General features: G+C 40.4%; 11 protein-coding genes. 6 read left to right on the top strand and 5 right to left on the bottom strand.

What is annotated here, in order from left to right:
* The first annotated feature begins 213 nt into the window (after window positions 1–213).
* Entirely contained in the window at window positions 214–4,722 is a 4,509-nt protein-coding gene (gltB, locus tag IM797_RS00285) for a glutamate synthase large subunit (RefSeq protein WP_194125095.1), read from the top strand.
* A 68-nt stretch (window positions 4,723–4,790) separates the two neighbouring features.
* Window positions 4,791–6,257: a glutamate synthase subunit beta gene (locus IM797_RS00280; protein ID WP_194125094.1), complete on the top strand. Its 1,467-nt coding sequence runs from the start codon at window positions 4,791–4,793 to the stop codon at window positions 6,255–6,257.
* A gap of 57 nt (window positions 6,258–6,314) precedes the next feature.
* Here the strand turns inward: IM797_RS00280 and IM797_RS00275 are convergent, their stop codons facing one another.
* Genes IM797_RS00275 through IM797_RS00265 form a run of 3 tightly spaced genes read right to left on the bottom strand, consistent with a single transcriptional unit; the run spans window position 6,315 to window position 8,677 of the window.
* A complete protein-coding gene (locus tag IM797_RS00275) occupies window positions 6,315–6,968 on the bottom strand; it encodes a YdeI/OmpD-associated family protein (protein ID WP_194125093.1) in 654 nt (217 codons plus the stop codon).
* Between the two features lie 11 nt (window positions 6,969–6,979).
* Window positions 6,980–7,510, bottom strand: a complete 531-nt coding sequence (locus IM797_RS00270) for an RNA methyltransferase (protein ID WP_194125092.1) — start codon at window positions 7,508–7,510, stop codon at window positions 6,980–6,982.
* 15 nt (window positions 7,511–7,525) lie between these two features.
* Window positions 7,526–8,677 (bottom strand): galactokinase, encoded by a 1,152-nt coding sequence (locus IM797_RS00265; RefSeq protein WP_194125091.1) that lies wholly within the window; start codon window positions 8,675–8,677, stop codon window positions 7,526–7,528.
* Between the two features lie 173 nt (window positions 8,678–8,850).
* On the opposite strand from IM797_RS00265, the gene IM797_RS00260 reads away from it, so the two are divergent.
* The 4 genes from IM797_RS00260 (at window position 8,851) to IM797_RS00245 (ending at window position 11,837) form a co-directional block, all read left to right on the top strand.
* On the top strand, window positions 8,851–9,891 hold the full coding sequence (locus IM797_RS00260) for an aldose epimerase family protein (protein WP_194125090.1): 1,041 nt from the start codon (window positions 8,851–8,853) through the stop codon (window positions 9,889–9,891).
* A complete protein-coding gene (locus IM797_RS00255; protein ID WP_194125089.1) occupies window positions 9,888–10,520 on the top strand; it encodes a DsbA family oxidoreductase in 633 nt (210 codons plus the stop codon). The genes IM797_RS00260 and IM797_RS00255 overlap by 4 nt, the downstream gene beginning before the upstream one ends.
* 508 nt (window positions 10,521–11,028) lie before the next feature.
* Window positions 11,029–11,607, top strand: a complete 579-nt coding sequence (locus IM797_RS00250) for a DUF4833 domain-containing protein (protein WP_228098657.1) — start codon at window positions 11,029–11,031, stop codon at window positions 11,605–11,607.
* Window positions 11,608–11,651: 44 nt separating this feature from the next.
* Entirely contained in the window at window positions 11,652–11,837 is a 186-nt protein-coding gene (locus IM797_RS00245) for a hypothetical protein (protein ID WP_194125088.1), read from the top strand.
* Here IM797_RS00245 and IM797_RS00240 read toward each other — a convergent pair.
* Together IM797_RS00240 and IM797_RS00235 are read right to left on the bottom strand one after the other, a co-directional pair.
* On the bottom strand, window positions 11,829–12,770 hold the full coding sequence (locus IM797_RS00240) for a sulfite exporter TauE/SafE family protein (protein ID WP_194125087.1): 942 nt from the start codon (window positions 12,768–12,770) through the stop codon (window positions 11,829–11,831). The two genes, IM797_RS00245 and IM797_RS00240, sit on opposite strands and share 9 nt — an antisense overlap.
* Window positions 12,771–13,034: 264 nt before the next feature.
* Complete coding sequence (locus tag IM797_RS00235; RefSeq protein ID WP_194125086.1) at window positions 13,035–14,411, bottom strand: MATE family efflux transporter; 1,377 nt, start codon at window positions 14,409–14,411, stop codon at window positions 13,035–13,037.
* Window positions 14,412–14,420: the final 9 nt, after the last annotated feature.

The following is a 14,420-nucleotide window of genomic DNA, read 5'->3' as shown; positions in this document are numbered from 1 at the left end:
GGGATCGCCCTTATGCAAAATAATTCTAAATAATTGAATTACGAATCTCACAATTTCAATCGATGTAATTTGTGAAATTGCAAATATCAGCGTTTATCGTTTACAATATGTTGTATAATTCCTAAAAAATATATGAATATTATAATTCATCATTTTTTATTCGTATCTTAGTGTCTCAAATACACTATACCAAACTATTATTAAACGAAACTTATGGAATTAACACAAGATAACCAGGGGTTATACGACCAGCGTTTTGAACATGATGCCTGCGGCATCGGATTTGTTGCTCACATCAAGGGCCGAAAGTCGCAGCAAATTATTTCAGACGCCATAACCATTCTTGAAAATCTTGATCACCGCGGAGCCAGCGGAGCTGAAATCAATACCGGCGATGGTGCTGGTATCATGATTCAAATACCTCACGAATTTCTATATGATGAATGTCTTAAAATAGGCTTCAGCTTAAATGAATCGGGAGACTATGGTGTGGGGATGCTTTTTTTACCGAAGGATGTAAAAGCAAGAGAAGAATGTAGAGAAATTATTTACAGAGCAGCTGAAAAACTGAAACTCGAAGTTTTAGGTTTTAGAAAAGTACAAACCAATACGGAAGGTATTGGTAGTATGGCGCTTTCTGTAGAGCCTGAGATGGAACAGGTTTTTATCGGCCGTCCTTTTGAGATTAAGGCAGGTGCCGACTTTGAACGTAAATTATATGTGTTCAAAAATTACTTATCCAAAACCATCAACAATACCGTAAAAGGAATTAACGGCGAGTTTTATATTGCATCGTTCTCTTCCAGAACGATTGTATATAAAGGTCAGCTGACTTCCTTGCAAGTACGTTCGTACTTCACAGAGTTGAGCGACAAACGCGTAGTTTCGGCGTTTGGTTTGGTTCACTCTCGTTTCGCCACCAACACTTTTCCTTCATGGAGACTGGCACAACCATTTAGATATATTGCCCATAATGGCGAAATCAACACTTTGCAAGGTAACCTGAACTGGTTCCGTGCGAGTGTAAAATCATTCGCTTCTTCTTATTTTACACAAGAAGAACTGAACATATTGTTACCAGTTATTGATGAGACCAACTCAGATTCCGGTTGTCTGGATAATGTAGTGGAGCTGTTGTTACACTCAGGCCGCTCTTTACCACACGTATTGATGATGTTAATCCCTGAAGCATGGGATGGCAACGACGATATGGATGAACTGAAACAGGCATTTTATAAATTCCACGCCACATTAATGGAACCATGGGATGGACCTGCAGCAGTTTCATTTACTGACGGTAACTTAATTGGTGCAACTTTAGATAGAAACGGGCTGCGCCCGCAAAGATACGCCATTACCGAAGACGACCATGTAATTATGGCCTCTGAAGCTGGCGCTCTGGCATTGGACCAAAGCAAAATTATTGAAAAAGGCAGACTGACCCCAGGTAAAATGTTTGTCGTAGACATGGAGCAGGGTAGAATCATTAGTGATGATGAGATCAAACGCGAAGTTTGTGGCCGCAGGCCATATGCCGACTGGATCAATCAATACCAAATCAGATTGGAAGAGCTTTCTAATCCAAGAGTGGTATTCAGCGGTCTGTCACACGAATCTATCTATAAATATCAGCAAGTATTTGGCTATAGCAGGGAGGACATTGACCTCATCCTGAAACCAATGGCGCGAGATGGGAAAGAACCGATAGGTTCTATGGGTACAGACATTCCATTGGCTGTATTGTCGCAAAAACCACAACATTTGTCTTCTTACTTTAAACAGCTATTTGCACAGGTAACCAACCCGCCAATTGACCCGATCAGGGAAAAGGTAGTGATGAGCCTTGCTGGTTTTATGGGTAACAATGGGAATTTATTGGAAGAGAACGCCATGCAATGTCACTGTGTGGGCATTAAGCATCCCATACTAACCAATGTTGAACTCGAAAAGTTAAGAAGCATTGACACTGGTGTATTCCAGTCTAAAACATTGCAAACCTATTTTAGAGCGGATGGTAAACCTGGAGCTATGGCTAAAGGTTTAGACAGACTTTGCAGGTATGCTGTGGATGCTGTGGAAGACGGCTTCCAGGTAATTGTGCTGTCTGACCGGGCTTTAGATTCTGAGCATGCTGCAATCCCATCTTTACTGGCGGTTTCTGCAGTACACCACCACTTGATCCGTAAGGGGTACAGAGGTGCCGTAGGTATTGTAGTAGAGGCTGGCGACGTTTGGGAAGTACACCATTTTGCATGTTTAATTGGCTTTGGTGCCACTGCAGTAAATCCGTACCTGGCTTTAGAAACCATTACTGGTTTTGAACAAGAATTGACTATTAAATCTGAAAAGTTAATTCAGAATTATATATATGCCATCAACAACGGTTTATTGAAGATATTCTCTAAAATGGGTATATCAACATTACAATCGTACCATGGTGCACAAATATTTGAAATACTGGGCTTACATAAAAATGTAGTAGACAATTATTTTACCGGCGCAGTGTCCAGAATTGGTGGACTGGGCCTGGACGAAATTGCTAAAGAAGCACTGATTAAGCACAACCGTGTATTTAAACTGGCGAATCGCCCGGATCCGATTTTACCGACTGGTGGAAATTACAAATGGAAACGCAAAGGTGAACAACACTTGTTTAACCCGCAAACCATCCACTTATTACAGAATGCCACGCGTAAAAAAGACTATAATGTTTACAAGCAGTATTCTAAGCTGGTTAACGAACAAACCAATCAGGCCTTTACCATCAGAGGTTTGTTTGAATTTAATTACAACCGTCCGTCTGTACCACTGGATGAAGTAGAGCCAATAGAAGGAATTTTAAAACGCTTTGCTACCGGCGCAATGTCTTTCGGTTCCATCTCTCATGAAGCACACTCAACCTTAGCCATTGCTATGAACCGCATTGGCGGAAAGAGCAATACGGGTGAAGGTGGGGAGGATGAATTGAGATATGAACCGCTGCCAAACGGAGACTCTATGCGCTCTGCAATTAAGCAGATCGCCTCAGCACGTTTTGGGGTAACCAGCTACTATTTAAGTAATGCTGATGAGTTGCAGATTAAAATGGCACAAGGTGCTAAGCCGGGTGAAGGCGGACAGCTACCAGGAGAAAAGGTAGATGACTGGATCGGAAAGGTTCGTCATGCTACACCAGGCGTTGGTCTGATTTCTCCGCCGCCACACCACGATATTTATTCGATTGAAGATTTAGCACAGCTGATTTTTGATTTAAAGAATGCCAACCGTGCCGCAAGAATCAATGTGAAATTGGTTTCTAAAGCTGGTGTAGGCACGATTGCAGCAGGTGTAGCTAAAGCACATGCCGATGTAATTCTGGTATCTGGTTTTGATGGCGGTACAGGTGCTTCACCTTTAACTTCTATCCAACATGCAGGCTTACCCTGGGAACTTGGTTTAGCTGAAGCGCACCAGACCTTAGTTAAAAACCGCTTGCGCAGCAGGGTTGTATTACAAACAGACGGACAGCTTAAAACCGGTAAAGACATTGCAATTGCAACTTTACTGGGTGCTGAAGAATGGGGTGTGGCTACTGCGGCCTTGGTAACATCAGGTTGTATCATGATGCGTAAGTGTCACTTGAATACTTGTCCGGTAGGTGTGGCCACTCAAGATCCAAACCTTAGAAAGCTATTTACAGGAGAGGCCGATCATGTGGTGAACTTATTCTATTTCCTTGCGGAAGAGTTAAGGGAAACCATGGCTGAACTTGGTTTCAGAACTATCCAGGAAATGGTTGGACAAGCGGATGCCTTAAGTGTACGTAAAATTGAAGCAGCAGACTGGAAATTAAAAGATCTGGATCTTTCGGCGATTTTATTTAAAGCACCAGACAATGGCCTGAGCTTATATCAGACTGAAGAACAAGACCATGGACTGTCTGAGGTTTTAGATCACGAATTGATTAAAGCGGCACAGCCTGCTTTAGCAAGTAAAGAACCGGTATACAAAGAATTTGATGTTAAAAATACCAATCGTGCCATTGGGACGATGTTGTCCAATGAGGTTTCTAAAATCTATAAAAGTCAGGGTTTACCAAACGACACGATAAACTTTAAGTTCAAAGGTTCTGCCGGTCAAAGTTTTGGCGCATTCGCAACAAAAGGAATTTCTTTACAGCTGGAAGGTGAAGGAAATGATTATGTTGGAAAAGGTTTATCTGGTGCCAGACTTGCCATTTATCCGATGAGTACCATTAAATATGTACCTGAACAAAACATCATTATAGGTAACGTTGCTTTATACGGAGCTACTTCAGGTGAACTTTTTGTAAGGGGACAGGCTGGTGAGCGTTTTGCAGTTAGAAACTCTGGTGCTACCGCGGTAGTAGAGGGATTAGGCGATCACGGTTGCGAGTACATGACAGGCGGTGAAGTATTGATTTTGGGTGATACCGGAAGCAATTTTGCAGCAGGTATGAGCGGTGGTGTTGCCTGGATTTACAACGTTAAAGGTGATTTTGCCAGCAAGTGCAATAAAGAGATGGTGGATCTGGATCCGCTTGACGAACAGGACGAACTGAGAATTAACGTGTTGTTGAAACGACACATTCAATTGACCGATAGCTCCGTTGCTAAATTTATACTGAATGACTGGGCAACACAATCTGCACATTTCATTAAGGTATTTCCTAAGGAATACAAAGCAGTGTTGGCAAAAAGAGCTCAAAAAGTTAAAGTTTAACCGGCCTCATCAGATCACCAGAAAAAAGAAAAAAATGACGACTAAAAATAATTCAACAATAGTTTAAAATGGGAAAAGTAACTGGATTTTTAGAGTACGAAAGAACTGCTCCTTTAAAAGAAGATGCTAAAGCTCGTTTAAAACACTATAATGAGTTTGTACAAGCTTTTGAAATAGAAGAAGTAAATAGAGAAGCTGCCAGGTGTATGGATTGTGGCGTTCCATTTTGCCAATCGGGTTGCCCGCTTGGAAATGTGATCCCTGAATTTAACGAAGCTGTATATAAGGGCGACTGGCATTTGGCATCGACCATTTTATTGAGCACCAATAACTTTCCTGAATTTACAGGAAGGATTTGCCCTGCGCCTTGCGAATCCGCTTGCGTATTGGGTATCAATAAATCGCCGGTATCTATTGAAGAAATAGAAAAACACATCATAGAAATCGCATTTAATAAAGGATACATCAAAGCTGAGCAACCCCTGATCCGTACTGGCAAAAAAGTTGCCGTAATCGGATCCGGACCTGCAGGTTTGGCTGCTGCTGCACAATTAAATAAAGCAGGGCATGAGGTTGTTGTTTACGAACGTGACGATACTCCCGGAGGTTTGTTAAATTATGGTATTCCCGATTTCAAACTTCAAAAAGATGTGGTTACCAGGAGAATCGCACTATTGGAAAAAGAAGGTGTTGTATTTAAATGTAATGCCAACGTAGGTGTAAACGTAGAATTGAATACCTTGCTCAGAGATTTCCAATCGATCGTTCTGGCTGGCGGTTCAACCATTCCCCGTGATTTACCTGCCCCTGGCCGTGAGGCTAAAGGTGTTCATTTTGCCATGGACTTTTTAAAGCAGCAAAACAAACGTGTGAAAAACTTTGCGGTAGATGGTGAAGCCATTTTGGCAACCGGTAAAGATGTGATTGTAATTGGTGGTGGTGATACAGGATCGGATTGTATCGGTACTTCAAATCGTCAGGGAGCAAAATCTGTAACCCAGTTTGAAATCATGCCTATGCCAGCTTCAAACCGTACTACAAATATGCCCTGGCCTACCTATCCGATGTTGCTAAAAGTAACTTCTTCTCATGAAGAGGGTTGTGAGCGTGGCTGGGGAGTGAATACCAAAGAATTCATCAAGGACGAGAACGGAAACCTGAAAGCTTTACGCGTAGTTGATGTGGAATGGGAAATCGATGCTACAGGCAGACCATTAAATTTTAAAGAGAAAAAAGAAACAGAAAGAGAATTGCCTTGTCAATTGGTATTGCTGGCTATGGGTTTCTTACATCCTCAAAAAGAAGGATTAATTGAAAAATTGGGTGTTGAATTGGATAACAGAGGGAATGTAAAAGCTGAAGAAGGTAAATACCAAACCAACATTGCCAAAATATTTGCCGCCGGTGATATGCGCCGCGGGCAGTCGCTGGTAGTTTGGGCGATATCTGAAGGTCGTGAGGCTGCGCGTAAAGTTGACCAGTATTTAATGGGTCACAGTAGTTTACCATCTAAAGATGGTATTCCATACGCTTAGTTTCTAGTTTGTATATGTATTGAAGAAGCCCTGACAAATTTGTCAGGGCTTTCTTTTTTATTTATCAGTTGGATTTTTCTTACTGACCTGCAACAATTCAATAGTCTTGAGCAATCTGCTGGTACGTGTTTTTTCTTGTTTTGCGGTAAGAATCCATAACACATATTCTTTTTGATGGGAATAGGCCAGGCCTTGAAAAAAAGCAGCAGCCTGCGGGTATTGCAAAAATAGAAGCGCCAGATCTGGTGGTACAGTCACTTTCTTACGCGCTACATCGATAAACTCTGCAAAGTCATTGGTTTTAATCTGGGCATTTCCAACTCCGGAAGCTTTAACCTGATCAATGGGTTTTATTCTAATGCCAGTCCAGGTATCATCGATAGAAGCAGAACCACATGGACTTAATTCATAATCTTCCAATTCTTTCCACTTCTCCATTTTAAGGTCTGTAGCAATGCCCGATGTCTTTTTCGGATAAGCAATCCAGACAACCTGATCTTTGAATACAGATCCATATTGTTGAAGCACCTGTAACAATTCCGTACTATTTTTAACAAAAGCCAAAAATCCCTGGCAAAGGTCCAACTCATCCTGCAAAATGGAGATGGCCGAAACATCTCCTAAAATTGTAGAAATATCTGCAGGTCCTTTTACAACCAAAATTTTGAATCCAGGTTTAAAATACATTTTTTTTAACAGGCCATTTTCCATATCAATGTGTTTTACAACCTCAATTTAGCAAAGAAATCCCAAAGTACAATTCCAGCTGATATGGTGATGTTGAACGAATGCTTGGTTCCGAACTGTGGAATTTCAATACATTTGTCAATTTTTGCCATTACCGCCTCATCAACGCCGTTTACTTCATTACCAAAAATTAAAGCAAACTTTTTACCCGCAGCAGGTTGGTAAGTATTTAACATGGTGCTACCCGATGCCTGTTCAATGGCTATAATCTCGTAACCTGCAGTTCTTAAACTTGCTACGGCGTCCAGCGTGGTCGGGAAGTGTTGCCAATCAACCGACTGTGTAGCACCTAACGCAGTTTTCTCAATTTCCCGGTGGGGAGGTTGAGCGGTAATGCCACATAAGCAAATCTGTTCAATAGCAAAACCATCGGCAGTTCTGAAAATAGAGCCAATGTTGTGCATGCTACGCACGTTATCCAACACAACTACGACAGGTAGCTTTTCTGATTCTTTAAATTCGGCTATACTGACACGGTTAAGCTCATCTAATTTTAATTTCTGCATGCTGCAAAAGTAAAATTAAATTGCCGAAGCACCATTGCCAATTTCACTGATATAGATGGCTGCCGGATAGCCAATACGCGCTACGTAAAAATCAGTAAGCTGCTTGGCAAAATCTTCTTCTTTTCCTTTTTTCAATAAGGCGATAGCACAACCACCAAATCCAGCACCGGTCATGCGTGCACCAATAACATGTTCATAGTCGGAACAAAAGTCTACTACCGCATCTAACTCAGCACCGCTAACTTCATATAAATCCCTTAAAGATTGATGCGAAGCATACATCAAGCGTCCAAATTCTTCCAGATCACCGTTGTTTAGTGCTTTTGCAGCCAGGTTTACACGGTCATTTTCTTTAACAACATGCGTAGCTCTTTTCAACACCGTTGGATCTGTAATCAGATGACTGTGCAAAGCAAATTTCTCGGCGGTCAGCTCACACAAAGCATGCAACTTAATTTCCTGATTCAGTTGTTGTAAAGCTGTCTGGCATTCTGCTACACGTTCGTTGTATTTTGATTCTGCCAGTTTGCGTGGCTTATTCGTATTGATGATGGCCAGGTTATAGTCGCCCAGATTACAGTCTACCGCTTTGTATTTCAAGGTATCGCAATCCAGTACCAAAGCTTTATGACTTTCACCAAAAGCAACTGCAAATTGGTCCATAATACCAGAGTTCAATCCAATGAAATCATTTTCAACCCTTTTCGCCATCAATACAAGCTGCAATCTATCGTAACCCAGGTTAAAATAATCATTCAGCGCATAGGCCATGACAACCTCGATAGACGCAGAAGAGGAGAGACCTGAACCAATCGGGATATTGCCATGAAAAATCAAGTCCAGGCCAGTAGGGATCTTATGGTCTTTCAGAATTTCATTAAAAATACCCAGAGGGTAGTTGTACCATTCCTTTCCCTCTTTGATATAGCTATCTTTCAGTTCAATGGCAGCTTCTTCCTCAAAATTCAGACTTTTGAAACGGATTACATTTTCGTTGTTTGGCGCCAAAGCCAGCCAGGTCCCCATAGTTACCGCACATGGCATCACCAATCCGCCATTGTAATCTATATGCTCTCCAATCAGGTTTACCCGACCAGGTGTAAAATAATGATGTGTTGGCTGTTGCCCATATTTGTTGAAAAATTCGTTTGTTAATTCCGCTTTCATTGTAAAATTTTCAATTATGTTTGTTGTCTTAAGGAAAGTATTGATAGTATTGTTTAATATTAAAAATAACGCTCCTAATATACAATTTATGAACGATCATGACTTTATTACGCGTCAAAAAAACAGATAATAAATAATCTTCGTTGTCAACCTTAAAATATAACCACCATTCGATGAAAACAAAGCTGATCAGAACAGGCAAACTAATAGACGGAAAAGAAGTACTTGCAATTGAATTGACTAATTCACTGGGTACCTATGTTAAGATATATAATTATGGGGCAATCATCAACAAGTTTATTGTAACCAATAAACAAGGCGAAAAACAAGACATTGTATTGGGTTTCGATGATATTGATCAATATACCAATGAGAGCTACCTGACAAATTACCCATATTTTGGTGCTGTGATTGGTAGGTATGCCAACCGCGTTAAAAATGGCAGGTTTACGATTGATGGTCAGACTTATCAATTGTCGCAAGCAAAGGGTGGCGACTGTCTGCATGGCGGCGACATAGGCTTCGACAGAAAAATGTGGGATGTACTTTCCACAATAGACCCAAGCGTAACGCTTCAATATGTAAGTGAAGATGGGGAAGAGCATTTTCCAGGCAAGCTGACGGTACAGCTCACTTTTAAATTAACTGATGAAAATGAGCTCATCCTGGATTACAAAGCAGAAACAGACCAGGCTACCGCAATTAACCTTACGCATCACAGCTACTTCAACCTGGCTCCGCAAGGAGGTTCTATTGCAGCGCATAAGCATAGGATGCCCGCGAGCAATTACCTGGAACAGGATGACAATTATGTGGTTACAGGGAAATTAATTCCAGTTGAGGGTACGCATCATGATTTTTTGGCAGAAAAGGAAATTGGTAAAGACTGGGACCTCAACGAAGGCTATGATCAATCGTACGTATTGGATAAACAATACGGAGAATTTACACTTGCTTCTGAAACCAGGGAGGAAAACAGCGGATTGAAATTATCTGTCTATACAACTGAACCTGTTGCTCATTTTTATACTGCTAAATATCTGGATGTAAAAGGGGGCAAAGAAGGCAAAGATTACCATTCATTTGGTGGTTTCTGTGTAGAAACTCAGCACCATCCAAATGCCATCAATATTCCTGCTTTTCCAAGTACCATACTCAGACCTGGCGAGCATTATAAACAGACTACAATTTATAAAATAGAACATCATTCATGAAAGTAGATATTTGGTCGGACGTAAGATGTCCGTTTTGTTATATTGGCAAAAGAAAATTTGAACAGGCTTTAGCACAGTTTCCAGGTAAAGAGGATGTAGAGATTGAATGGCACAGCTTTGAGTTGGATCCTAACGCATTGACCGTTTTAGATAAAAGTGCATACGACTACCTGGCAGAACGTTATGGCAGGAGTAGAGAATGGGCTATAGAAACCCACAAGCAGGTTACTCAAACCGCAGCAGAAGTAGGTTTAACTTTCAATTTCGATGACGCTGTCATCGCCAATTCTTTTGATGCGCACCGTTTAATCCAAATGGCCAAACAGCATGGCACAGGAGACCAGGCTGAAGAACAATTATTTAAAGCGCATTTTACTGATGGTAAAAACATTGCGGACCATGAAGTGCTGATCGAAATCGGAAAATCAATTGGATTAAACAGTCTGGATTTGCAAACGATGTTGAAAACTGAGGATTTTGTGGATGAGGTGAGGTATGATGAAAAAACTGCAGGTGATTTAGGCATCAATGCGGTGCCATTTTTTATTTTTGATCAAAAACTAGCGGTGTCCGGAGCACAGTCGCCAGAGACTTTTCTGGGTGCATTAAACAAAGCTGCCGAGGGCTAACTGACAAATTAAAAAAGGCTATAAAAAAAGAAAGGGTTGTCGCATCCACGCACATCCCTATTCTAACCAAATATAAACCTGTATGAACGGGTTTTCTCTTTATTTCTGCACAGTCTTTAATTGAATTTTAAGACTGCTTAGAACATGTTGTCTTTGTTATTGTAGTACAAATATACATACTTATTTTTAATAGTGTACATGATACACTATTAAAAATAACACTTTATGACATTAAAATAATATTTCCATGACAAAACTTGGTTTATTGCTTAAAAACGAAGTATTTTATTAAAAAATAAATTTATTTTTTTTCTCAAAAAACGACCAAAAACTACAATTTGTTATCAATTCCTTAACATACAATTGTCAATAGTACATTTATAAATAGCTGAGTATCTGTATTTGAAGTATCTCCATAATGTAAAATAAACCAGGGGCGACTATATTTAACCGGTTTATAACTGATTTGAATTAAATTTGTAGCTTCAAAATTGATAACCTCATTCTAATGAAAGTTTTTAAACGGTATCCTTCGTTGTTTTATATTGCAGCATTTATGCTGATGCTTTTCGGTATAAGCGCTTCTGCACAAACAACAGACAACAATGATCCATCTCCCTTAAAGTTTCCAACGCCTAAAGGAATTGCCAACCAACTTTTTTATGTACAACGTGATCCAAACATCAATACCATCATATGTGAACTAAATACGAATGAGGATGGTACTGTAGATAAAAAGAAGCCGGTTAATGTATATTGGATTCGATATGACGAAGGAAATGAAAAGAAAGACCTGAGTTATATTCAGCGTAAATTTGCTTACGGCATCGAAACAAAAGACCTGGGCAATGACCAGTACGAACTACGTTTTGTTTCCTATAAAAAATTCCCTTTGTATCTCAGCAAATCAGCAGAGGATAATAAATATCATGTCTACGTAACAGTAAACAAGAAGAAAATACAATTAGACCGGATATTTCTGAGAATTGAAGGTGGGTCGTTCTGGATTCCAAATGTAAAATATGTGGAACTCAGAGGCATAAACACGGCAAATAAAACAGCGATTTCTGAACGCATCAAAGTTTAATTTTTACTATCTTTAAGTATATGTTTAACTAATATACTTAAATCATGGAAAAGGAAGCTATTCTAGAATTATTGGAAATTATTGACCAACAGGTAAGTTCAGCGATATTAGGCGGGAGAGAAGAAGAATACGAGGAACTGGAGCGCATGGGTTTAATCACCATAAAAAGAGACCGGGTGCAGCATTCAGCTTCATTAACACCAAAAGGACTGGCGTATTTATCAGAGTAACTTACCCAGCGACATCCAGATGATGCGTACACTGGATATAATGACAATTGCAGCCACACCAATAAACATTTTCTTAACGGGTAGCTTACCCACTAAACGGGCCGCCAATGGAGCAGCCGCTACGCCACCGATGATTAATCCGAGGATGGATTGCCAGTGACTTACGCCGAGAATGATAAAAAAAGTTACTGCGCTGGCCATTGTCACAAAGAATTCTGTTAAACTTACAGATCCAATGACATATTTAGGCGTACGTCCCTTAGAAATAAGGGTAGAGGTGACCAATGGCCCCCAACCGCCGCCACCAAAGGAATCTAAAAAACCCCCGGCACCGGCAAGCCAACCTGCACGCTTTACTTTTTGTGGCTTGGCTTGCTTTTTAAAAGCGTTACTTAATATTTTAACGCCCAACAGTAAGGTATATACTGATATCACTGGTCTGATGTACTGAGAAAATGCCTCACCGGCATAGCAGAGCAGCAATGATCCCCCAATGGCACCCAATACCCCTGGTATAAGGAGCGTTTTAAAGAGCTTTTTATTCACATTGCCGAAACGATAGTGACTGAAACCTGACGCCCCGCTGGAAAACATTTCGGCTGTATGCACACTTCCCGAAATAACTGCTGGATTCAATCCACCAGATAAGAGCAGGGTAGTAGAAACCACACCATAGCCCATACCCAACGCGCCATCAACCATTTGAGCAGCAAAACCGACAAACAGCATCCATAGAAATTTTTCATCCAGACTACCGTATAATTCCTTTCCTAAATCAATGAACTGGTCATAGGAAAGGTAGGAGTACAATGTATATCCACCGAATACAGAAATTAAAATCAGTATGGATAAGTAAGCAATTTGTCGCCATTTTTTCTCTTGTGCACGATCTTCAATCCTTACTTTAATTTCGTTTTCCGGTAGGCTACTCATGGTATGTGATTTAAAATTCGGTAAACTCAAAAGAGTTCACCGAATGCTGTTTAGGTTACTGGTTGTTGATATATTTTAGCAGAATGACCATAAGTAATATGGTCACCGCGTATATTGTCTATTAAATTGGTAGACAATATTAAGGCAACTTTTCCAATAATCAAAATAAATCTACAGATTTAGTAGAATTAATTTCTGTGGACTTGTCGGTCGAAAGACAAGCCATATGATATTGCATGACAACATAAGTCTGAAAGAAAAGTATTAATTCTTATGCAAATGCACCTGACTATTGAGCACTTTGGTTCTTTTTTGGAACCTAAAGAAAAGCAGAAAGCTGGCCGTTAGTAGTCCGAAGGTTAGACCGTACCATATACCGTTTACGCCAAGCCTCAGCACAATACCCAATAGATAACCGAGAGGGATTCCAATAACCCAGTAGGCAACGAAGGTGATTACTGTAGGTATGTTTACATCGCCAATGCCACGTAAAACACCTAAGCCCACAACCTGGGTACCGTCAAATAACTGGAAGAACCCCGCAATAATGAGCAATTGAGCAGCAATACCAATCACAGCCTGATCTTCGGTATAAATATAAGGAAGCAAATGATTGGCAGCTATAAACAAAATGGCGGTAGCACTCATAAAAAGCAGGATTACATGATAACTCGCGATTGCAGAACTTCTTAAATCCTGAAAATTTCGCTTACCAAAATTATTTGCGGTTTTTATGGTCGCCGCAGAGGCAATACCACTGGCCATCATATATGTTACAGAAGCCAGGTTAATGGCAACCTGATGTGCAGCTTGTTCTATAGCACCAATGGTTCCGATCAAAATGGCAGCTCCACTAAAAGCACTGATTTCAAATGAATATTGCAACGCCACTGGAGCTCCGATCTTAACTATTTTTAAACTTCTGATTTTGTCGATAAACAAAAGCTTAAAACTATGAATATAAAGCTTGAAATATTTCGATTTCAATACATAAGCAGTCATGACTATAGCCATTAATGTACGGTCGATCAGCGTACTTAAACCAACTCCTTTAACACCCATTGGTGCTATACCAAACATACCTTTAACGAAAATAATTCCCAAAATTATGTTAATCAGATTGCCCCAGATCGATACAAACATCGCTTGTTTGGTGAAGCCTAAGCCTTCTGCAAATTGTTTAAAGGTTTGAAAAATCATCAATGGAATGATCGAAATGCCAAGGTAACCAAGATATGGTTTAGCATAAGCAACAACCTCAGGCGACTGCCCAAGATGATCAATTACCAACAAGGTTCCCAAATGAACAAACAGATAGAGCAACACCGATGTTAGTATGTTAATAATCAGACTATTTGACAACAACCTGCCGCACTCTTCATAGTTTTTACGTCCGTTTTCCTGGGCAATCAATGGGGTTAGCCCGTAAGCAATACCCATTCCGATCACAAGTATGAGCATGAAAAGACTGTTCACCAGCGATACTGCAGCCAACTGCACCGTACCGGCAAAGTGCCCAACAATTACACTATCAGCCAAATGAACCAGCGTATGTCCAAGCTGAGAAACCACAATAGGCATCGCCAATCTTAAATTGTCTGAATAATAAGGCTTATATTTTTGGTATAGTGCATGTAACATGTGCACAAA

Origin of the sequence: Pedobacter sp. MC2016-24 (genome assembly GCF_015223055.1) — a bacterium.
GTDB lineage: Bacteria > Bacteroidota > Bacteroidia > Sphingobacteriales > Sphingobacteriaceae > Pedobacter.
Note: the sequence above shows the minus strand (reverse complement) of the source record. Positions and strands in the feature narration are given on the sequence as shown.

Coding starts and splice junctions, on each gene's coding strand:
- gltB (WP_194125095.1), top strand. CDS start 214: ATGGAATTAACACAAGATAACCAGGGGTTATACGACCAGCGTTTTGAA.
- IM797_RS00270 (WP_194125092.1), bottom strand. CDS start 7,510: ATGCAGAAATTAAAATTAGATGAGCTTAACCGTGTCAGTATAGCCGAA.
- IM797_RS00250 (WP_228098657.1), top strand. CDS start 11,029: ATGAAAGTTTTTAAACGGTATCCTTCGTTGTTTTATATTGCAGCATTT.
- IM797_RS00260 (WP_194125090.1), top strand. CDS start 8,851: ATGAAAACAAAGCTGATCAGAACAGGCAAACTAATAGACGGAAAAGAA.
- IM797_RS00265 (WP_194125091.1), bottom strand. CDS start 8,677: ATGAAAGCGGAATTAACAAACGAATTTTTCAACAAATATGGGCAACAG.
- IM797_RS00235 (WP_194125086.1), bottom strand. CDS start 14,411: ATGTTACATGCACTATACCAAAAATATAAGCCTTATTATTCAGACAAT.
- IM797_RS00275 (WP_194125093.1), bottom strand. CDS start 6,968: ATGGAAAATGGCCTGTTAAAAAAAATGTATTTTAAACCTGGATTCAAA.
- IM797_RS00255 (WP_194125089.1), top strand. CDS start 9,888: ATGAAAGTAGATATTTGGTCGGACGTAAGATGTCCGTTTTGTTATATT.
- IM797_RS00245 (WP_194125088.1), top strand. CDS start 11,652: ATGGAAAAGGAAGCTATTCTAGAATTATTGGAAATTATTGACCAACAG.
- IM797_RS00280 (WP_194125094.1), top strand. CDS start 4,791: ATGGGAAAAGTAACTGGATTTTTAGAGTACGAAAGAACTGCTCCTTTA.
- IM797_RS00240 (WP_194125087.1), bottom strand. CDS start 12,770: ATGAGTAGCCTACCGGAAAACGAAATTAAAGTAAGGATTGAAGATCGT.